Annotated in this window: 17 protein-coding genes and 1 pseudogene; 4 read left to right on the forward strand and 14 right to left on the reverse strand. The window is 60.4% G+C overall.

Annotated features, from left to right (window positions below):
- Positions 1–109: 109 nt before the first annotated feature.
- Positions 110–1,012 carry an SDR family oxidoreductase gene (locus Y887_RS04025; RefSeq protein WP_046963125.1) on the forward strand — a complete coding sequence of 301 codons (903 nt, stop codon included), beginning with the start codon at positions 110–112 and terminating at the stop codon, positions 1,010–1,012.
- Between the two features lie 286 nt (positions 1,013–1,298).
- On the opposite strand, the gene Y887_RS04030 is transcribed toward Y887_RS04025, so the two are convergent.
- The 3 genes from Y887_RS04030 to Y887_RS04040 form a co-directional block, all read right to left on the reverse strand.
- Positions 1,299–2,762 (reverse strand): glycoside hydrolase family 30 protein, encoded by a 1,464-nt coding sequence (locus Y887_RS04030; protein ID WP_046963126.1) that lies wholly within the window; start codon positions 2,760–2,762, stop codon positions 1,299–1,301.
- 459 nt (positions 2,763–3,221) lie between these two features.
- Positions 3,222–4,091 (reverse strand): NAD(P)H-hydrate dehydratase, encoded by an 870-nt coding sequence (locus Y887_RS04035; RefSeq protein WP_046963127.1) that lies wholly within the window; start codon positions 4,089–4,091, stop codon positions 3,222–3,224.
- Positions 4,091–4,879, reverse strand: a complete 789-nt coding sequence (locus tag Y887_RS04040) for a histidine phosphatase family protein (protein WP_026064525.1) — start codon at positions 4,877–4,879, stop codon at positions 4,091–4,093. The genes Y887_RS04035 and Y887_RS04040 overlap by 1 nt, the downstream gene beginning before the upstream one ends.
- Before the next feature lie 173 nt (positions 4,880–5,052).
- On the opposite strand from Y887_RS04040, the gene Y887_RS04045 reads away from it, so the two are divergent.
- The 3 genes from Y887_RS04045 to Y887_RS20095 all read left to right on the forward strand — a co-directional run bounded on the left by Y887_RS04045 (position 5,053) and on the right by Y887_RS20095 (position 8,302).
- On the forward strand, positions 5,053–5,682 hold the full coding sequence (locus Y887_RS04045; protein ID WP_046963128.1) for a TetR/AcrR family transcriptional regulator: 630 nt from the start codon (positions 5,053–5,055) through the stop codon (positions 5,680–5,682).
- 218 nt (positions 5,683–5,900) lie between these two features.
- Positions 5,901–7,364 (forward strand): XVIPCD domain-containing protein, encoded by a 1,464-nt coding sequence (locus Y887_RS18605; RefSeq protein WP_084725922.1) that lies wholly within the window; start codon positions 5,901–5,903, stop codon positions 7,362–7,364.
- 2 nt (positions 7,365–7,366) lie between these two features.
- Positions 7,367–8,302, forward strand: coding sequence for a hypothetical protein (locus tag Y887_RS20095; protein WP_146093322.1), 936 nt, complete (start codon positions 7,367–7,369; stop codon positions 8,300–8,302).
- 127 nt (positions 8,303–8,429) lie between these two features.
- On the opposite strand, the gene Y887_RS04065 is transcribed toward Y887_RS20095, so the two are convergent.
- The 11 genes and pseudogenes from Y887_RS04065 to Y887_RS04115 form a co-directional block, all read right to left on the reverse strand.
- Positions 8,430–8,696: an XAC0095 family protein gene (locus Y887_RS04065; protein WP_046963131.1), complete on the reverse strand. Its 267-nt coding sequence runs from the start codon at positions 8,694–8,696 to the stop codon at positions 8,430–8,432.
- A gap of 248 nt (positions 8,697–8,944) precedes the next feature.
- Positions 8,945–12,115: a type I restriction endonuclease subunit R gene (locus Y887_RS04070; RefSeq protein WP_046963132.1), complete on the reverse strand. Its 3,171-nt coding sequence runs from the start codon at positions 12,113–12,115 to the stop codon at positions 8,945–8,947.
- Between the two features lie 225 nt (positions 12,116–12,340).
- A complete protein-coding gene (locus Y887_RS04075; RefSeq protein WP_211256973.1) occupies positions 12,341–13,513 on the reverse strand; it encodes an SIR2 family NAD-dependent protein deacylase in 1,173 nt (390 codons plus the stop codon).
- Positions 13,510–14,916 carry a restriction endonuclease subunit S gene (locus Y887_RS04080; protein WP_084725923.1) on the reverse strand — a complete coding sequence of 469 codons (1,407 nt, stop codon included), beginning with the start codon at positions 14,914–14,916 and terminating at the stop codon, positions 13,510–13,512. The genes Y887_RS04075 and Y887_RS04080 overlap by 4 nt, the downstream gene beginning before the upstream one ends.
- Positions 14,906–16,654 (reverse strand): class I SAM-dependent DNA methyltransferase, encoded by a 1,749-nt coding sequence (locus tag Y887_RS04085; protein WP_046963133.1) that lies wholly within the window; start codon positions 16,652–16,654, stop codon positions 14,906–14,908. The genes Y887_RS04080 and Y887_RS04085 overlap by 11 nt, the downstream gene beginning before the upstream one ends.
- A 43-nt stretch (positions 16,655–16,697) precedes the next feature.
- Positions 16,698–17,587 (reverse strand): annotated as a pseudogene (locus tag Y887_RS21465) (restriction endonuclease).
- A gap of 40 nt (positions 17,588–17,627) precedes the next feature.
- Positions 17,628–17,936: a type II toxin-antitoxin system RelE/ParE family toxin gene (locus Y887_RS04095; RefSeq protein WP_046963134.1), complete on the reverse strand. Its 309-nt coding sequence runs from the start codon at positions 17,934–17,936 to the stop codon at positions 17,628–17,630.
- 6 nt (positions 17,937–17,942) lie between these two features.
- On the reverse strand, positions 17,943–18,206 hold the full coding sequence (locus Y887_RS04100) for a YlcI/YnfO family protein (RefSeq protein WP_046963135.1): 264 nt from the start codon (positions 18,204–18,206) through the stop codon (positions 17,943–17,945).
- A 95-nt stretch (positions 18,207–18,301) separates the two neighbouring features.
- The gene (locus Y887_RS04105) at positions 18,302–18,988 is read right to left on the reverse strand and encodes a hypothetical protein (protein WP_046963136.1); all 687 of its coding nucleotides are present in this window, start codon (positions 18,986–18,988) and stop codon (positions 18,302–18,304) included.
- Positions 18,978–19,508, reverse strand: coding sequence for a hypothetical protein (locus Y887_RS04110; RefSeq protein WP_046963234.1), 531 nt, complete (start codon positions 19,506–19,508; stop codon positions 18,978–18,980). The genes Y887_RS04105 and Y887_RS04110 overlap by 11 nt, the downstream gene beginning before the upstream one ends.
- Positions 19,509–19,638: 130 nt before the next feature.
- Positions 19,639–20,235 carry a TetR/AcrR family transcriptional regulator gene (locus tag Y887_RS04115; RefSeq protein ID WP_046963137.1) on the reverse strand — a complete coding sequence of 199 codons (597 nt, stop codon included), beginning with the start codon at positions 20,233–20,235 and terminating at the stop codon, positions 19,639–19,641.
- Positions 20,236–20,262: the final 27 nt, after the last annotated feature.

A 20,262-nucleotide genomic window follows, 5' to 3' on the forward strand; every position in this document is an offset into this window, starting at 1 on the left:
ATCATGCACAACATTCGTTCACCCGCACGCATCGCCGCGGTTTCCAGACTGCACTGCATCGGCCGCAGCACGCTGCGGCCCTGCCATCCCCCACTGCAGGAGCCAGCGCATGTCCAGCACCAAGAACCAGTACGAAATGCAGAACCCGCTCACCCAGTTTCCGCAGCCCAAGTTCCCCGAGCAGACCCAGGAAGCGCCGGGCAGCATCCATGCATTGCAGCCCAAGGCCGACCACGGCGAGCAGAGCTACCAGGGCTTCGGCCGCCTGAAGGGCCGCAAGGCGCTGATCACCGGCGCCGATTCGGGCATTGGTCGTGCTACTGCAATCGCTTACGCACGCGAAGGCGCCGACATCGTGCTGAACTACCTGCCGGAAGAAGAGCAGGACGCTGCGGAAGTGGTGAAGTTGATCGAGGCCGAAGGCCGCAAGGCGATCAGCATCCCCGGTGATCTCAAGGATGAGGCTTTCTGCAACCAGTTGGTCGCACGCGCGGTCAAGGAGCTTGGCGGGCTGGATCTGCTGGTCAATATCGCCGGCAAGCAGACCGCGATGAAAGACATCGCCGACATCACCACCGAGCAGTTCGACGCCACCTACAAGACCAACGTGTACGCGATGTTCTGGCTGTGCAAGGCGGCCATCCCGCACCTGCCGCCGGGCGCATCCATCATCAACACCGGCTCGATCCAGTCCTACCAGCCCTCGCCGACGCTGCTGGACTACGCGTCCACCAAGGCGGCCATCGTCAACTTCACCAAAGGCCTGGCTCAGCAGGTCGCCGAGAAGGGCATCCGCGTCAACGCCGTCGCCCCCGGCCCGGTATGGACCCCGCTGCAACCCAGCGGTGGCCAGCCGCCGGAAAAGATTCCCGAGTTCGGCTCGGAGACCCCGCTCAAGCGTGCCGGCCAGCCGGTGGAGATGGCGCCGTTGTATGTGATCCTGGCTTCGCAAGAGTCCAGCTACGTCACTGGCGAAGTGTTTGGTGCCACCGGCGGGTTGTTGCTGTCCTGAGCCAACAGGCTGTCTTGAGCCAACAGAAAGCGAGCTTCTGCCATCGCGGCACCAGGATCTTGCCGATTGCTATGCGCAGCGATCGGCAAGCCCTGTCTAGTTGAATTCTGTTGCTGGCGACTGCATCAATTGATGATGTGTCCAGAAGACGGATGCGCAACGTAGATCGACCGGTGAATCGCCGCCGGCTTTCACTGCACGAAGGTTCCCTTCTCCCACCGGGAGAAGGTGCCCGAAGGGCGGATGAGGGTACGCAACCCACCAACGCTCCGCCCACGGCCCGCGCTTACTGCGTCATCACCACCGTCTGGATTGCATGCGCCGGGATCTCCAGCTCACTCGATGCCTCGCCCACGTACAGGTTGTAACGGATCGCCACATCGCTGGCATTCATCACCACCGTCGCCAGGCTGCCATCGGTGTTGAGAAAGGACGTCGTTGCCAGATTGCTGCGGCTGCTGGCTGCACCCACCCGCCGTGCGCCGGGGCGGATGAACTTGGAAAAGTGGCCGATATACCAATAGCTCGGCGTATAGATCACCTCGCCGGTGCGCGTGTCGGCATGCACCGGCGCAAAGCAGTAATTGCCCACGTGGTTCGGCCCGCCATTTTGATCGAGCAGGATGTTCCAGTCGGTCCAGCCCACCGCACCATGATTGAGATCGTTGATGATGGCGGTGCCATAGCGCTCACCGTTGGGCCAGTACTGCAGCTTTGCCGGGTCGAACTTTTCCACCGCCGCTTCGGTCAGCAGCAGCGGCTTGTCCGGGTACGCCTGTGCCACCGCCGCCACGTTCTCCACCATCGGCGCGAACCCGGCCCAGGTTTCGTACCAGTGGAAGCCCATGCCCCAGGCATACCTGGCCGCGTCCGGATCGTCGAAGATCACATGCGCACGGTGCAGCATCATGTCGCGATTGTGGTCCCACACGATGATCTTGCGGTCACCATAGCCGGCGTGCTCCATCGTCGGACCGAGGTGGTTCTTCAAAAAGTCGCGCTCTTCCTCGGCGGAAAACACCATCGACTCCCAGGTCTGTACTGCCATCGGCTCGTTCTGCAAGCTGATGCCCCAGATCGGGATACCGGCTTTTTCGTAGGCCGCGATGAAGCGTGTGTAGTAGGTCGCCCAGGCCTGCGCATACTCAGGCAACAACTTGCCACCCTTGAGCATGTTCTTGCTGTCTTTCATGAAGGCCGGCGCACTCCAGGGGCTGGCGAAGGTCGTCAACTTGCCTCCCGCCGCTGCGATGGCCTGGCGCAGCATCGGGATGCGATAGCGCTGATCGTGCCTGACCGAAAAACTCTTCAGCGCCGCATCGCCTTCCTTGATGTAGGTGTAGCTGCCGCTGCTGAAATCCGAGCTGTGGATGGTGGTGCGCGCCAGCGTATAGCCGATGCCCTTTTCCGGGTCGTAATAAGCAGTGAGCAAGGCGCGCTGAGCAGGCTTGGGCAGCCTGGCGAAGGTCTCGGCACTGGCATCGGTGATTGCCCCGCCGATGCCCAGCACCTCCTGGAAGCGCCGCTGCGGATTGACGAAGATGGAGTTCTCTTTCTCGGTCAACGCATGTCCTGCCCTGGGCGCATCGACAGTGCTGACACGCATCTGCTGCGTTGCGCCTTGGGCGGAGGTGTAAACGCGTAGTGCACCGGCGGCGGCTGGCGGAACAGCAGCATCCGCAACCGCAGCTTCTACCGCCTTCGATGCGGGCGTGGATGCAGATGCCGTCGATGCCGTCGATGCCAGCATCGGAACCGGCGTTGCGGCTGTTCCTGTCGCTGTTCCTATCGCTGTCGCTGTTCCTATCGCTGTCGCTGTTGCAGATGCCAACACCGTTTCAGTCGCAGCACCCCAAACCCCCAGAACCCCCACCATCGACCACGCAATCGTTCGCTTCACCGTGCACCCTCCCAGGTTGGTGACCAAGCCTAACCGACCAACGCGGCGCAACATCGCGCAACAAACGAGCGCAACCATGCACCCTTCCATCGCCAGACTTTCTCTTCTCCCCTCGGGAGAAGGTGGCCCGAAGGGCTGGATGAAGGCAAGTCTGCCAAGAGTGCAACCCGCTCCCTGCAATCAAGGCAACAACCTCAACCCCAACTGGAAAGACAGCCCCACGACTCCAGCAGACGCATCCTCACCCCAACTCCTCTCCCGCTGGAGAGGGGCTTGGTTTGCGCGCGGCATCAACGCGACGAGCATTGATCAGCGGCGTGCCAACCGATCCAGAATCCCAGGCACTTCCAGTCCAAGCTCGCGCGCCAAAAACCCCACCGGCCCAATCCGCTTGGCCAACTGCCTGCCCGCCGCCGCATGCACAAACACGCCCCATAACGCAGCGGTCAACGCATCGCAGCCGCGCGCGGCAAACCCGGCAATCAACCCGGCCAGCACATCGCCAGACCCGGACGTGCCCAACCCGGACGCACCCCCGCGATGCATCCACACCACCCCATCCGGCCCGGCAATAAAACTGTCCGCACCCTTGACGATCACCACGCTGCGCAGCTTCTGCGCAAACTTCAGCGCGTACGCGCTCGGTGCCGCTTCCACCGCCGCCTTGTCGTCGCCCGCCAGGGTTGCCATCTCGCCCGCATGCGGCGTCAATACGAAGGGCCGCCCGATCGGCGCCCGCAGGCCACGCGACAACGCACCGGCATCCAGCACCAAGGTGCACACCGCCTGCTCGGCGGCGCGCCTGACCATCGCCGTGGTGGTGGCCGACGACGCCATGCCCGGCCCGATCACTGCCGCATCGCAAGCCGCCATCGCCCCGTCCAGCGCGCGGTGTCCGCGCACGATCTCGCCCTGCCGGTTCTGCGCCAACCCCAGCACCAGCGCCTCCGGTACCGCCAAGGCCATGCCCGGCGCCACACTGGCGGCGGTGGCGATCTGCAGCTTGCCCGCACCGGTACGCAGCGCCGCCTCGCCGGCCAGCAGCACCGCACCGGGCACGCGCATCGAGCCGCCCACGATCAACACGCGCCCACGCTGCTCCTTGTCGCCACCCGGGGCCGGCAACGGCATCGCCCGCAAGGCGGCGGCGTTGAGCGTGCGCACGCGCGAGGTGGCCATCAGCGCGCCCCGGCCGGGCGGTCGGACTCGGTGGTCACCGGCTCGTCGGCCAGCTCTGGCGGCACGAACTTGGTGCGCAGCAATTCCAGCGATTGCCCATCGGCCGCAGCCGCGTATTCGGTGACGCCGCAATTGGGCACATCGCCCTCGCGGTCGATGCCCAGGATGGTGGCCTCGTCCATCCGCTCGATCAGGTAGCGGAAGCAATTGACGATCACCTGATGCCCCACGATCAGCACCCGCGCGCCCACATGGTTGCGCTGCAGGTCGCCCACCACCCCGCGCAGGCGGAAGATCACATCGCACCAGCTCTCGCCACCGGGCGGGCGAAAGTAGAACTTGCCCACCAGCTTGCGCTGCTCGGCCAGCTCCGGAAAGGTCGCAAGAATGCCGGCCGTGGTGTAGCGATCGAGCACGCCGAATTCCTTCTCACGCAGCCGCTCGTCTACGCTGACCGACTCGGCCGGCTGCCCCAGCGCACGCGCCACCGCAGCGGCGGTCTGGCGCGCACGCACGTAGGTGGAACTCAGGATCAAGGTTGGGCGCTCGTGCTCGGGCAAACCGGCCATCCATGCCCCCAACGCCTCGGCCTGGCGCTCGCCCAGCGCCGACAACGGCACATCCGCATCGCGGTGCTCCAGGTCGATCAAGGCCGAGCCGTTGGACTCGGCCACATCGCGCGCCACATTGCCCGCACTTTGCCCATGCCGCACCACCCACAACCGCGCCGGCCACTGCGCCGAGACACCGGCTACCGCACTGTTCTCACTCACATGCTTCTCCTGCACAACGTCGACCTCACGTGTCGCACAGCCGCCGTGAAAACATGGTCGACCAGCGCATCTGTGACCGATGTTTCAATACGCACGCGCATCCATGACTGATGGCACGGCAACAAGCGAACGCAATGGATGGGTAACGCCGCGCCGGTATACTGCAGCCCCCCGACACCCTGCTGCCCATGTCCAACGTCCTGTTGCTGCGCACGGCAAAAGAGCGCGAAGAACTGCTGCTGGAAGAGGTGCTGGACGCCACCGAGCAGTGCATCGACGTCATCGGCCTGAGTGCCACCAGCTTCGAACTGATTGCCGAGCGCGCCAAGGTCAGCTGCGGCAGCCTGCTGCAACGCTTCGAAGACAAGGACGCGCTGGTGCGCGCCTTGCTGGAGCGCAACTACATGCGCGCCATCCGCCAGATGTGGCTGGTGGAACGCCCGGCCAACGTGCACGTGGTGGATTTCATCGCCGGCCTGCTCGAAGAATGGCTGCTGCAGGAAATCAACATCAAGCGCACCCGCATCGACCTGGAGCTGCACCTGGCCACCCTGCGCGACCCGGTGCTGGCCGCCTTCATGCGCCGGCAGAGCGCATCGCTGATCGAACACCTCAGCGCCCTGCTCAAGCGCCTGCTGCGCGGCCACGCCGACCCGGCCAGCAGCGAACAGGAATTCCAGGCCCGCGTCTTCGCCGTCGCCGCCATGTGCGGCGGCCTGCACAACGTGATGACCAGCGGCATGGAGCTCAACCGCATGCATCTGCAGTTGATTTTGCGGGAGAGTTTGTCGGGGATTTTGAAGTCTGCGCCGGTGTAGTGACTGAGATACCAAGCGTTCAATCTTCAACCAAATTTGCCCGACATCTGAAGCCTGCGTCAGCAGCAGATCGAAGAGACATTCCTTACCGTTACGGGCAAGACTGCTATCCAGACAGATCAGCAACTGCAGAGCGATTGAATCATCGCTACTTTGGTGGTAAATCGGCAACTTGTTCAGTTCGCTGATCGCCGTCCAAGGACCTCAAGGAGAGAGACATGCCGGAACTCGATATCAACGCATCTGCAGACGAAGTCGCACGCCTATTCAACCAAGGCCAGGCCCGCGAGGCGGCCATGCGGCTGGACGCGTTGCGCCAAGACCAATCACTACTGGTGCAAGAAGCGTTGGACCGCTCAGTCGCCTCGCGTGCAGCGGAGCGAATTGATGCACTTCAGCGCCCCGGCGGGCTCCCGGCAACAGATGCTTCGACGGTAGGGCCAGTTATTACTCGACTGGAAGCAGCGCGTAATGCACCCCGTTTCCCTGGTGCTGAGGAAACGCGCGATCTTTCTCAGGCGCAGCAACACGACATCTACGCCAGTATTGTCGAAACACGTGGCAGCGATGCCGCACACCAAGCCCTAGCGACGCAAGATAGGGTCATTCTTGGGCTGCGCAACGAAAATCGGACAACGCAAGGTAGGGATCCAGTGACCAGGGAAGCCGACAACAGAGGCACTGGCGTCTACGACGACCGCATCGTGGTGCTGTGGAGAGCTGCGGACGGTGCACGCCATGCTCGGGAATTCAACCAGGCAACAACCGAGCCCACAGCGCAATATGATGGCCATGCCAAGACGACCCCACGCAGCGAAGGATTTGCTCAGGTGGCCATCAGGCAAAAAACTGAAGGCGAGGATGTCAACCGCGACAACGTCCGCGACCTGGGCCGCCTGGCGGAAGGCACAACGGAGATGGGACGAACAACGCATCCACTTCGTAACCACCCAGATGAATTTGCATTGCGCCCAACCGATGCAGCAGTAGCAAACGGGCAGCACCGGGTTGAACGCGATAGCAATGGCGACGGGTGGTTCGATGCTCGTGACACCCACGGCGTGCAAGACCTCAATAACACATTCAAAATTCATCGCGGGAGCGGACGCAATACTGACTCAGCTGGCTGCCAGACGATCGGAGGCAACGAGTACGACACCTTCGTGAGCACGGTGCGTGGAACGCCTGGTCAAGACCGCTGGCAGTATGTGTTGACGTCAGTCACCCCGACGCAAACATTGCAGCAGAATCAAGAGCAGGAGAATTTATCAACCGCTACCATCTCGGACCCGCGAGTGCCTGGCCACCCGGACCATGCGCTACAACAGCAGATCAGCGGCCATTTGACTGCACTCGGCGGGCGCTATGCACAACATGCGGATAGCTACAGCTTGGCCTTGCTCTACGAAGCCAAAGCAAATGGCATGACACGCGTTGATAATGTTGTTCCTAGCAACGCAATCGGAACCCAGGCAGAAGGCGCAAGGATTTTTTTGGTTCAGGGACAAAATAACGATCCAGCTGCGTTGCGGGTCGCTAGCGAGGCGGCAACCATTGCAGCAACGCCAGTTGAGACAAGCCTGCAGCGTCTTCACCAGCAACAGCAAACTGCGGCCGAGGCCCAGGTTCAGGGGCAGCAACAACAAGAGCAACATCAACAACCGACAATGGGAGGTAGATAAAAATGCAAAGCAACCTTTGCCTTCCAATACTCGCAGCTCTCGCATTTTTCACACTGGCTGGCTGTTCTCAGCAAGCACCTGCGACGACGCCCAAAGAAGCGCCACCGCTTGAGGCGACACCTGCAGATCAGAACAAAACGGCGGGCACTACCATTGAACTGGCGCCGGGGTTGCCAGGCGTCGGAGACCTCAACAATCGAGAGGCACCCAACGGACGTTATCGCGCCATCCCCGCAGAGGTGGTGACTGCGCTGCTATCGTTGCCAATGGCACCACTCCAGGTACCGCGACCATTGCTGAAGCAAATATTGGAGCGCGAAGGCTATGTGGTCGAAGTCTCGCGCGGTTCCTCGCCGACTGAATTCCGGATTACCAGTGTCCGCAGCTCCGGGGCAGACTACGCCTTATGGGTGCGGACATTTCGGGGCCAATCTCCAGATATTGCAGGCTATCTCGTCCATATCAGCGCGGCCTGCAGCCAACTTGTAGGCCTCCCGTCTGATGACACGACAGAGGCGGCAAAGCGGGAGTGCGCAAAGCCAGGCAGAAAGGGACTAGGCACTGGATTGCGCGCCTATCGTATCGTGGACGGCAAGGTGGAAGACGTGACCGCATCCATTCGACAGCCCAAAGAAGCGCTAGGCTCCGAACTCTATGACCGCTATCAAGCAGCAGGGGCAGGCGACGCGTTTCTGGACGACTCCCGCCTGGATCAAGTCCCCGTCGGTCGTTGGATCATGGAGCTCGACCCCGAGCAACCGCTAGCCGAAGATGCGCCCCGCGCCTTCGATCGCGGCATGCTGGTGCATGCCGGCTTTTTCCTCTGGAACGGTGACCACTTCGAGAACCGCGACACCGTGCCTGCACGCCTATGGCCATGTACGGACAGACCGTCGGAATGCAATAAGGAAGATCGCTACGTCACCGCAGACAAATGAGGCCTTTGCGCCAAAGCTATCGACGCGTACGGCCTGGCCCACGGAGTTGCCGGACGTTGCAGTTACAGGGCATACCTGCCCGAGCAGCACATCGAATCGGCTCATTCAACCACGTGGCAGCCACGCCTCACAGTGATGGCTGGGAACCGGGCATGGAGGGGCACTCCACACCGCTCAGCACCTGATTCACCTGTTCGGCCAGCAGCTGCAGGCAAAACGCCAACTCATCCATGCAAATGGCCGGCTGCCTCGCCTGTTCTTCGGCCCTTGACCGAGGCTGCGCAAGGCGCGCCAGAAAGCGCATGTGGTCGCGTAGTTGCTGCAGGCGGTATTGCGCGTGTTCTGGCAGGTAGTAGCCAGCGTTCGCATCTAAGTGATGATGAGCCTCGGTCATTTGATTCTCGCAGGTACCAATCGAGCGAAACCACCGTTGTCGGAGGTGGCGAGCCGCTGTACGAGGAGTTCCGAGGCTCCGTGAAGTAATCGTGCTACCTAACGCGGCGCTAGTCAACAGCCTACGACCTACCTGATTAGCGCTAGAAATCCCCCCCTTTGCCTACCGCGAAGAAAGAAGTCTCGTTGTAACCACTGCTCCGCCGGTTCAAACCTGCAGCTGGCCAAAAGGGTTACGTGGTCATTTCCCTACTTTGACCACGCACCCGATAACTTTTCGGCTTGACGCAGTACAAGCTCTACGGCTTCTAATTGCCTATCTGGAGGATACTTCCACTTCTGCAGGCATCGCCGCACCAGAATGCGCAATCGTGCACGAACGCTCTCGCGCACCTGCCAATCCACAGTGGTGCTGGCGCGCAGCTTCTCGGTGATCTCGATGGCGATTTTCTTCAGCACCCCATCGCCAAGCTCCCGTACCGCGCTTTCGTTGTCGGCCAGCGCGTCGTAGAAGGCGATCTCATCCGGCGCCAGCCCAAGTGACGCGTCTCGTGCCAAGGCGGCCTGAAACTCCTTGGCCATCTGGATCAACTCTTCGATGACTTGGGCGGTTTCAATCGCGCGGTTGTGGTACTTACGCAGAGCCTCGAGCAAGCGATCACCGTACTTCTTCTCCTGCACCACGTTGTTGCTGGCCCGCGCCCTGATCTCGTCGCGCAGTAGCTTCTCCAGCAACTCCACAGCCAGATTGCGGCTCTCCATCCGGCGTACGTCGTCCAGGAACTCGTCTGAGAGCAGGCCGATGTTCGGCTTATCCAGCCCCGCCAACGCAAACACGTCCGCCACACCGTCCGAGAAGATGGCGTTATCCAAAATCTGCTTGAGAGCACTGTTTTTCTCGGCATCGGTGCGCTTCTTGTCCACAGTGGTGAACTTCGCGATAGCTGCCTTGATGGCAGAGAAGAAAGCGATTTCCTTGCGCAGCGCACCCGCCTCGTCCAGCGTTCCACACAGCGAAAATGCTTTGGCAACGGCCAGCATCGTGTCGAGGAAGCGGGTCTTGCCGTCCTTCAACCCCAGGATATGGTTGGCAGCCGGCACCAGCAGTTGCACAGCTTGCGTCTCAAAGGCGCTGTAGTCGAACCCATGCATCATGCCGCGCACGATGTCCATCTTTTCCAGCAGCACCGCCAGCGCTTCGGCCGTGTTGTGAGTCGGATCACCCTTGCCCTTGGCATCGGTATAGGTCTTGAGCGCGGACTTCAGCTCATTGGCAATCCCGATGTAATCCACCACCAGTCCACCGGGCTTGTTCTTGAACACGCGGTTGACGCGGGCAATGGCCTGCATCAGGTTGTGCCCCTTCATGGGCTTGTCGATATACATGGTATGGCAGCATGGCGCGTCAAATCCCGTCAGCCACATATCGCGTACGATCACCAGCTTCAGCGTGTCAGCCGGATCCTTGAAGCGCTTCTCCAGGCGCTTCTTCACTTTGTTGGTGTAGATGTGCGGCTGCAAAGACGCCTTGTCGGCAGCTGAGCCGGTCATCACGATTTTAATGGCCCCCAGCTCCGGATCGGTGCTGTGCCAGTCGGGGCGCAAGGGCGGGTTGTTTTCGTCACCCACGCAGATGGCATTGTAGAGCTGCACGCAAATCTCGCGGCTCATACAGACGATCATGGCCTTGCCGTCAATGGTGCTGATGCGCGCGTCGAAATGCTGCACCAAGTCTTTAGCCACTTGCTGCAGACGCGGCTCGGCGCCCACCAGCTTTTCCAGCGTCGCCCATTCGCTCTTGGTCTTCTCGCGACTGGCAATGTCTTCTTCTTCCTCGACGACCTCGTCAACCTGCGCGTTGAGCTCATCTATCTCTGTCTGGTTCACGTCCAGCTTGGCCAGGCGGCTCTCATAGAAGATAGGCACCGTCGCACCATCGTCCACGGCATCCTGGATGTCGTAGATGCTGACGTAATCGCCAAACACCGCGCGGGTGTTTTTATCCTCTAACGCAATCGGCGTCCCGGTGAAACCGATGAATGTGGCATTCTTCAGCGCATCGCGCAGGTGCTTGGCGTAACCGTACACATACTTGCCGGTTTTGGTATCCAGGCGCCCGTTGATCCCGTACTGGCTGCGATGCGCTTCATCCGATATCACCACGATGTTGGAGCGGTCAGAAAGCAGCGGGTGAGCCTGCTCCCCCTCCTGCAAAGCGAACTTCTGCACCGTGGTAAAGATGATGCCGCCCGCCTCGCGCGTGGCCAGCATCTCGCGCAACTCGTCGCGGTCGCCGGCCTGCACAGGAGTGGTCTTGAGTAGATCACTGGCGGCACTGAAGGTGGCGAATAGCTGGCCATCCAGGTCGTTGCGATCGGTCACCACCACCAGGGTGGGGTTCTTCATCTCGGGCTGCTGCAGCAACTTGCCGGCATAGCACACCATGGTGATGCTCTTGCCCGAGCCTTGCGTATGCCAAACGACGCCCGCCTTGCGCGAACCAGGCCTGACCTCTTTGCCATAGCTGGCACGCTCTTCATGCACCTTCAGCATGCCTCCGCCAGCGTCTTGAGCCGCAATCACCGTGACGCGCACCGCCTCACGCACCGCGTGGAACTGGTGGTAACCGGCAATCTTCTTGGTAAGGCTGTCCCCATCCTGCTCAAACAGCACGAAGTGCTGCACGTAGTCCAGAAACAATTCCGGCCTGAAAAAGCCCCGCACCACGGTCTCCAGCTCCATCTGCAGGCGCGGCCGGTCGTCTTCGTTGCCGATGGTGCGCCACGGCAGCATGCGCTCGGCGTTCGCGGTCAGCGAGCCCACCCGGGCCGTCCAACCATCGCTTACCACCAGGGCGACGTTACTGTTGAACAGGTCGCCGATCTCGTCCTTGTAGGTCTGCAACTGGTTGAAGGCATCCCACACATCTGTTTGCGCATTGGCGGGATTCTTCAGCTCCACCACGGCTAGCGGCAAGCCGTTGACGAAGGCAACCACATCGGGGCGACGCGGCTTTTTGCTGCCAGCAATGGCGAACTGGCTCACCACCATAAAATCGTTGTTGCTGGCTTGCGCAAAGTCGATGAACCGCACAAGGTCGGTTTTCTTCTCATCGCCCTGTACAAACTCGACTGTCATGCCATTCAAAAGAAGGCCATGCATCTTGCGATTGCGCGCCACCAGCTGCGGTTCGCTCGCGATAGTCAACGCATCCGCGGCCAGCTCCAGTACCGCGGACGGGATCATCGGGTTGATGCGTGCAAGCGAGGCAAGCAGCCTCCCGCGCAGCACCACTTGGCGGTAGTCCATGCGCTCGGGCACGTTGCTGTCAGGCGCGATATCCGGACCATGGGCGAACTGCCAACCGGACTCCTGGAACCAGCCCAGGCAGAGGTCTTCGAGTTGTTGTTCATTCAGCATGTTGGAACCTCTGCGCCACTCCAAGGCCCTCTGGCGAGCAACCCGGCTTGCGATGAAATAAGAAGACTATTAAAAAAACAATTACTTGCTTGACCATTAAAGGCCAACCTGGTTTGCGATGAAATGGCGGCTATGCACACGCTGGGATGTGCGCGCATAACGTCGCTAGGGTCTGGGTTTCGGAAGCGCCGCTACGCCACAGGTCGATGAGTTCGGGTGAAACAGTCATCCAAAAACCACCTGTTTGCGCGCCACCGCAATGGCGAGCTTGAGAATCTGCTCCAGCAGGCTGTGATCCGGCTTGCCATCGGCATCTACAGGCGTTGCGTACCACAGTGGCCGGATCTTCAGTTGCAACAGCCTTGCCTCCTTGCGGGCGCGCTCTTGCGGGGTAGCGGGTTCATTCAGCAGCGCAAAGTGATCCGGAATTTCAAACGCCGCTTCATCGACGACGGATTTGAACAGATCAAGCGTCTTGTCTTGCTCAAGACTGCAACCTAAGAATAGCAGCGAGTGGCTGATGAAGATTTGCCGCAACGCCCTTGGCAATTGATTCTGAAATGCAAAAGACTCCTCCCCGGCCAGGCCGTAGGCTGCCTGATACTGCACCTGGGTGAACACATGGGTGTTGGCCTGCCCAGCGTCCCCGTGCAGCTTCAGAATGCAACGTTCGCCACGCAAGAGCCGCTGTACGAAGTTGTTGCCGGCCTGCGTGCCGTGCATATAGCCATCCAGGGGATGCCCTCCCTCGCGAAACAGGTCCTCAATGACGGTATCGAAATTGGTGGTGACGATGCACCCATTGGCAAGTTCGGGCAGTAACCTGGCAGGACCGCCGATCGCGCCGCGTTGGCGAAATTCGGTTTGTATGAAATGTGCCAATTGTGGTGCGGCAGCATCATGAATGACTTGTGCCGCCTGCAGATACTGGTACTCCGCGAGCAAGGACTCGATGTTCTGTAGCTCCAGACCATCAAGCCTTTTCGCAATCTTGCGCAGCGCCTCGCCCCACATCGGATAACCGCAGGGCTTGGAGAGGCCGGCACCGACAAACGGTGCGATTCGCCCAAAGCGAACCGCATCCACCAAGTCAAGGAAGACGGCTTGCTGATCCGATTCTTTGATGAACGCCGTCGCGGCTTCATGCTGGTCGATCTGGCGTCGACCTTCCCAGTGATCCAGCTCGTCCAGGTAGGCATCGCGCTCCACCCAGTAGAGGGCATCGCTGACCTTGACCAGGTATTCATGCTCCGGGTCGTGCAGGCTCTTGAATGACAGGGGCGCAGCCTCATCCAGCAACGCATTGAACTCCTCATTCGACAAGTACGCTGCCTGCAACGCCTCTTCGACCTTATCGACGATGAGTTTGTTTTCGCGGAGTTGCTTGATGTCCATCATGCGACCCCGGTAGCTTTGAAAAATTTATCAACCGGCAATTCGCCCGCGAGCAATTTCGGTAGCAAGGTATCACGGAGAGACGCGAGCGTCTTCGCCTCCACATCCACAGCTCTGATTTGATCCAGCGCAGCACCCGCAAGCCGGCCAAATTCGATTGCAACCGACTCAGCGGGCTTAACCAGCTTATAGCCGCCAAAACAATCATTGGGAACACGCTGCCTGCCGGACGTGCCGGCCATCTGCGCAATTGCGAAGGCTCTAAAGGCAGGGTCGCGACAGAGGAAATAAGCAAACGAGGCAGGCAATCCACTCTTCGGCCGGAGCACGATAAATTCAGTGGAGCCCCAGCCCACCTCGCTTCCCTCCAAGAAATCAACAAATGCTGTTTTTCCGTTCTCGAGGCATGGCGTAATGCGAGCCAGCAGCGTATCCCCATTTTTGAACTTTGACCCAGACGAGAACTCCCTTGACACGACGTTCAGTGCTCGGAAGGAATTAGTGGGCACATTGGCCATATCTAAATACTGTGCTACGACTCCTTTTTTGAGAGGCCTTGGCGGATTAATAGCTATACAATCCGGCATTGCTAGGAGTTTCCATCCCTTCGGAATTTCGCCCAACTCCGAATCCTCCATCTCATCAGGAAACAACCCGGCAACATCGGCAAGTTGGGTGTATTGCCCGGGCGGCAGAGAATCGAATTCGGCATCGGACTTGCCGCTGATGGCTGCCATGGCAGCGCGCAGAGGGTCGCGACCTTCCGCCTTGGCGGCGATCTTGGCTTTGACCGGATCGAAATCGACAAACCACGATTTAAATATGGCTTTCACCATTGCCTCAAGGGCCTGACTAATTCGATGGTTTACATCGATTTTTTTATCCATATCCAACATAATCTTTGCAATCTTCTGCTGCACATCCAGCGGCGGCAATTCAATTTCAAAATCGGGAAATTCCTTCAACGCTATCCGATCCACAGTACTACCGTGGATAGTGCGGGACGTCAGGAACTCCTGGAATGCGGGGGAAAGGTACTGATACAAGAAGAAGTGCGGGTCGAGCTTCAACGCATCCGTCCTAACCAGCCCCATCCTTCGCCCGAGGCAGCAGCGAAGTCCAGCAGGAATGATAGCCGCCTCGCCGATTCTGGTTTCGTAGGAAAAGACGACATCGCCAGCTGCAGGAGTGATCCTGCGAGTCCATTTGACGAATTCCTCCTCAGACAAATGCTCAGTATTGGAGAGATCGAGGCGCCCCTGATTGAGTGAACTTATCCCTAAAAAAATTGGCCCTAAAGCTGTTTTTTTCGGGGTTGCATGAGGGCCGTCAAAGACTTCTGCAACATCGCCAATCCTTACCCGGGGCCAAGACGAAAGGCAACCCCGCAATTTATTAAAAGGCATAACCCAGCCCCGCCAAATTCTTCTTAATTTCCCCCTCCAGCTTGGTGCTCTCTTCAAACTGCCCCGCCAACTGCGTCGTCAGCCGCGTCATCTTGTCCGCAAAGACCTCACTATCGTCTTCCTGCTCTTCAGCACCTACATAGCGCCCTGGCGTGAGCACATGTTCGTGCTTGCGGATGTCGGCCAGCGACGCTGAGTAGCAGAAGCCGAGCGTGTTTTGGTAGCCCTCACCCTGCTGCCAGACGTGGAAGGTATTGGCGATCCTCTTAATGTCGTCCAGGGTGAAATCGCGCAGCACGCGGTCCTTCATATAGCCGAGCTTACGAGCGTCGATGAACAGAAATTGTCCGCGGCGGTCGCGCTTTTTCTTGTCTAAGTTAAAGCCGTTGGCCTTGTCGCGAGTAAGGAACCAGATACAAGCCGGAATCTGCGTGTTGGTGAACAACTGCCCCGGCAGGGCGACCATGCACTCCACATAGTCGCGCTCCACCAATTGCTTACGAATCTCGCCCTCGTTGTTGGTATTACTGCTCATCGAGCCATTGGCCAGTAGCAGCGCCATGCTGCCGGTAGGAGCCAAATGGTAGAGCATGTGCTGCAGCCAAGCGAAGTTGGCATTGCCATGCGGCGGGGTGCCTGCGATCCAGCGAGGATCGTTTTCCAACTTGGCGCTCCACCATTCCTTCATGTTGAAAGGCGGATTGGCCATCACATAGTCGGCGCGCAGGTCCGGGTGCAAGTCGTTGAGCAATGTGTCGCCGGGTTGGCCGCCGAAGTTGAAGTCCAGGCCCCGGATGACCATGTTCATGGCCGCCAGTTTCCAGGTAGTGGGATTGCTCTCCTGGCCGTAGACGCTGATCTGTCCCGTCTTGCCGTTAGCCACTGTGCCGCCGTGCTGGGCGATGAATTCCTCGCTCTGTACGAAGAAGCCGCCCGAACCCATGGCCGGGTCGTACACCCGGCCCTTGAAGGGCTGCAGCATCTCCACGATCAGTGTGACAATGCTCTTGGGCGTGTAGTACTGCCCACCCTTCTTGCCTTCGGCCAGAGCGAACTTGCCCAGGAAGTATTCGTAGACGTGGCCGAGGATATCCTTGCTCTTCAAGTCCAGCACTTGCCCATCGTAGGCGGGCCGGCTGAAGTTGGTACTAGAGAAATGACCGATCAAGCCGGCGAGTTTGTCACTGTCGATCTGAGTACGTGCGAAGTCCTTGTTCAACACGTTCTTGAGCTCGGGGTTTTCGCGCTCCACGGCCTCCATCGCGTTGTCGATCAGCCAGCCGACGGTGCGCATCTTGTCCGGTGCCATTTCCAGCTTGCCAGCTTCGTTGCGCATATAGCGGCCGTCACTGTCGCGCTTGGGTACCTGCCATGGCAATTCGCTACCTGGCGGCAACTTGGCCAGATCGCGCAGCGTTTCCCAACGGGCTTCCAACGGCACCCAGAAGACGTTCTTTTCGGTGTAGTAGTCCCGAACTTCCAACTCGGCGGCGATATCGGCTTCGTAATCTTCCGGATAGTGAGCCGGGTCCATGTAATAGTCGTGCTCAGGGTTTTCAAACTGCTCACGCAATTCGTGCTGCCGTTCCTCAAAGGCATCCGAGACGTACTTAAGGAAGATCAGGCCCAACACGACATGCTTGTAGACAGAGGCATCCAGCGCAGAGCGCAGCTGATCGGCGGCGGTCCAGAGCTTCTTTTCGAGCTCGTTGAAAAACTGGTGTTCGATCTGTTTCATTCTAGAGAGAGTTCCCAATGCATCATTCATTCAAAATCAGAAATTAGCGCTCACCGGCCAGAAACCACACGGGTTTGAGCGGAAGACGGACGCGCGCCACATCGTCAAGCTGACCATAGTGCGTAGTCCACAGCTCAACCAACCGGCGCGCATCGATCAGGCTGATCCGCCGATGCGACTGGCGCGCCTCGTAGTCCGCGTCCTTGGTGAAGCCAGACAGCGCGACGAACAGGCCGACGTCCCCATCCCCCAGAACCGCCATAAAGCTGCGCAGGCCGGTGACATCGATCCGCGGCGAGTTGGCATTGCGCTTGACCTGCACCTTGATGCGCGGCGGGCGGGTGCCGAGCGGGTCGTTGTAGGCAATGATGTCGGTGCCACCGTCCTTGCCGGGCGGTGCGACCCAGGCGACGTGTAGCCCATCGCCCGTAGCAGCGACGCCACGAGTTCTTGGAAGTCGTAGGGCGGCATCGCGGCGAGGTAAGCCTCGATCTCGGCCCATGCCATTTCTTCGGCTTCTTCCAGCGTGATGCTGGCCGATTCCTCGGTGAGCTCGCCTTCGGGATCGTCGACCTCGTCGGCAACGGGCTGGGCGCTCTTCCACTTCTTGTACAGCTGCCCCACCGCGCGGATGAACTGCTCCGGATCCGGGTAGGCATGCAACGCTGCTTCACCCTCTGGCGTGAGGGTCCAGATGCCTTTGTCCTTGACCAGCCAGCCGGCCTTGACCGGCGCCACGGTGCTGAAGCGCACGATCTTCTCGAAGCGACGGCCGCCGGTTTCGTAGTCGCCCGCTTCGTACTCGGTAAGCACGACCTGCTTTTCCAGTGCGGCCAGCGCGTCTGCGGCGCGCATGCCCTCCGGCTGGGTCTTGAGGATATGGAACAACGCACGGGTCAATTCGCCCGTGCGGCGCCTGCTGATATTGGCCATCTACTTCCCCTGTGGCACGACGTTGGCGCTAACGCCGTGCTTAATGATAGTCGTCTTCACGCTGATGCCTGATTGCCAAAACGGTGACGACCTGATCGCTTTCCACCTCAAACAGCAGGACGTAGCCGCTGGCACCGAAGCCGATCACCAGCTCGCGCAAGAACGGATCTGCCACCCCCGCCTTGCGGCAGCTCAACGGCGCCAGTTCAAGTACGGTGACGCCATCGCCGATGGCCTGCAGCGCGCGCTCGGCCACCGTGAAGTCGCCTTCGGCACGCTGTAGCAGCCAGTCGTAAAGACGCGCGAGATCCTCGCGCGCCTGCCGAGTGAAGCGGACGGAAAATCCCACGTTGGCTTAACCCTTGCGCGCCTTGTCCAGTTGGGACTGCAGCCCGGCCAGCACATCCTTCGCGTTGATGTACCGGCCCGACGCCTTGGCGCTGTCACGCGAAGCCAGCCCGCGTGCAACGAAGGCTTCCTGCTGCTGGCGCTGTTGCACCTGGGCACGCACGGAGTGCTCGACGAAGCTGGAAAGCGTCTCGCCCTCCTGCAACACGGCTTCGGCCGCTTCGCGCAGGGCGGGATCTACCCGGAGCGATGGAAGAGATGCGGATTTCATGGCAGACCCAGTGCGTTGCAATTGCGATGCATCATCGCAAGCGAGCGCCGGTGCTTCAAGGTTTTCTTTGCAGACCTAAGCCGACGATGTCACAGCTACGCTGACGCGATGGTGCGTAGGCGCTGAAGCACGACGCTTGCGCGCTCCGGTTCGGCAACCAATCCCGGCAACGCGTTCACGAAAGTCGGGTTATCGACTAGCCCCACAAATACATCAGCGACCCAATGCCGAAGGTCTGCATGCTCCACGGCAAACTCTTCCACCAGCTCGGCCCGGCCATCGACGACATTGAGGACGTCCTCCAGGTCGTGACTGGAAAGAAAGTCGCTGTTGCCTCGGGTAACGAAGGCTTCGAGCTTGGTCGCCACGAATGCTGTCGCTGTCACCAAGCGGATGGACAGGCGATCGCTCAAGGCCACCACTTGGGCCGTCTCTACAGCATGGGCGTACCAGCGGTTGGAGAAGCCAAGCACGCCGGCATCCACCGGCATCAGGTCGAAGAGGACGCCCGACGCTTGGTGTACCCAGCGGCAGACGACACCGCTCTGCATCTCGCGCGCAAAGCCCTGCGACTCCACGCGCGCCTCGATACCGCGGAACCGGGACCAATCAAGATTGACCACCACATCGACGTCATAGGTGGCGCGGACGTTTTCAGCCAATGGATCGGATACCAGCAGGCCAACAACTGCTCCGCCGAGGAAGACTACGTGTTCGCAAAGCTCGCCCAATGCATTCGCAATCACAAGCAGGTGCGGCAAATTAGGATCGTCAGAGCGCATCGCCAAGCCTCAGCAATTGTTTGAGATAGCTTGCTGCCAGCGTGCGCTCGCGGGCACGCCCGCTGCGTAGGGCGTCCTGCAGCGCCAGCAGTTGGTGCAAGGCAGGGTCGGCCAGCGCAGCGTTGGGCACACCGGTCGACAACGGCGACAAGCTGGGGCCTTTGGCCGTGCCCTGCGCGCTTGGCCACACCGGTGCATCTCCTGGGGAGCTGGAAATGGCAATGGACAGTGGGGGCACGCCGAAGGCCGTAGGAATGCCACGCCTTAGCGGCCCGATGACGGCAGGAAAGGCGTAACGCACGCCGTGGACCGCAAATTCGTGCAGCGCCGTGCGTACCGTCTCCCACTCGCCGCGGCCTTTTTCCAGCGCCAAGCCGGATGCCACCGCGCGCTTGACGCTGCGATGCACCTGAGAGGCGCTCATGCCCAGTGCTTCTCCAAGAGAGGCGTAGGTCCAGGCCTGGCTGGCCTGCGCGACCTGCTTGTACAGCACCACCAGATCCTGGGGCTTCAGTTCCACGGCCAAGCCCACCTTATTCCATATTCCGGAATATGGAATATCCAGCGAGCGAGCTGTTTTTGCAAGCAGTCTTCGCTAAGCGCTCTGACTAAACGAGGGTCTAACGCTCAACGGCGAAAGCCAGACACGCTCACCCAATTCCCCGCAGCGCCGCCCGAATCCCCTCCCCCGCCAAGCGCGCACTCGCCAGCAGACGCTCCAGGCTCTGCCCATGCCGGGCGCTGGCGGACAGCCCGGCCATGGTGGTGCTGACGAAGTCCGCCAGCCGGTCGGCGTCGTGCGGGCGCTGCTTGGCGATGTGGGAGCGAATCAACTCCTGGGCTGCGACATGAAAACCGCACGCCGCCTCGCGCGCTTGCGCGTCGTTGCTGCGCGTGCCTTCCAGCACCAGGCAGCCGGTGGCGGCGGGGTCTGCGGCGTAGCAGCGCGCGGCCTGCTCCAGTACGTCGGCCAGCGCGTCGGCCAGCGGGCGGGCGGTGTCCAGGATCTGGGGCAACGGAATGGCCCCGGTCTGCGCATAGCGGTCGAGGATGCGCGCATACAGGCCGGCCTTGCTGCCGAAGGCGGCGTAGAAACTGGGCGGGTTGATGCCCAGTGCCTGGGTGAGGTCGGCCACGCTCAGTGCGTCGTAGCCGCGCGCATGAAACAGCTGCTGCGCAGTGGCGACCGCTTGGTCCGGGTCGAACGCGCGTGGCCGGCCGCGGGCCCGGGGGGTTTCTGTAGTCATAGTTACAAAATCCTTGACGGCAGGCGA

The sequence above is a fragment of the Xanthomonas pisi DSM 18956 genome (genome assembly GCF_001010415.1).
Classification (GTDB): domain Bacteria; phylum Pseudomonadota; class Gammaproteobacteria; order Xanthomonadales; family Xanthomonadaceae; genus Xanthomonas; species Xanthomonas pisi.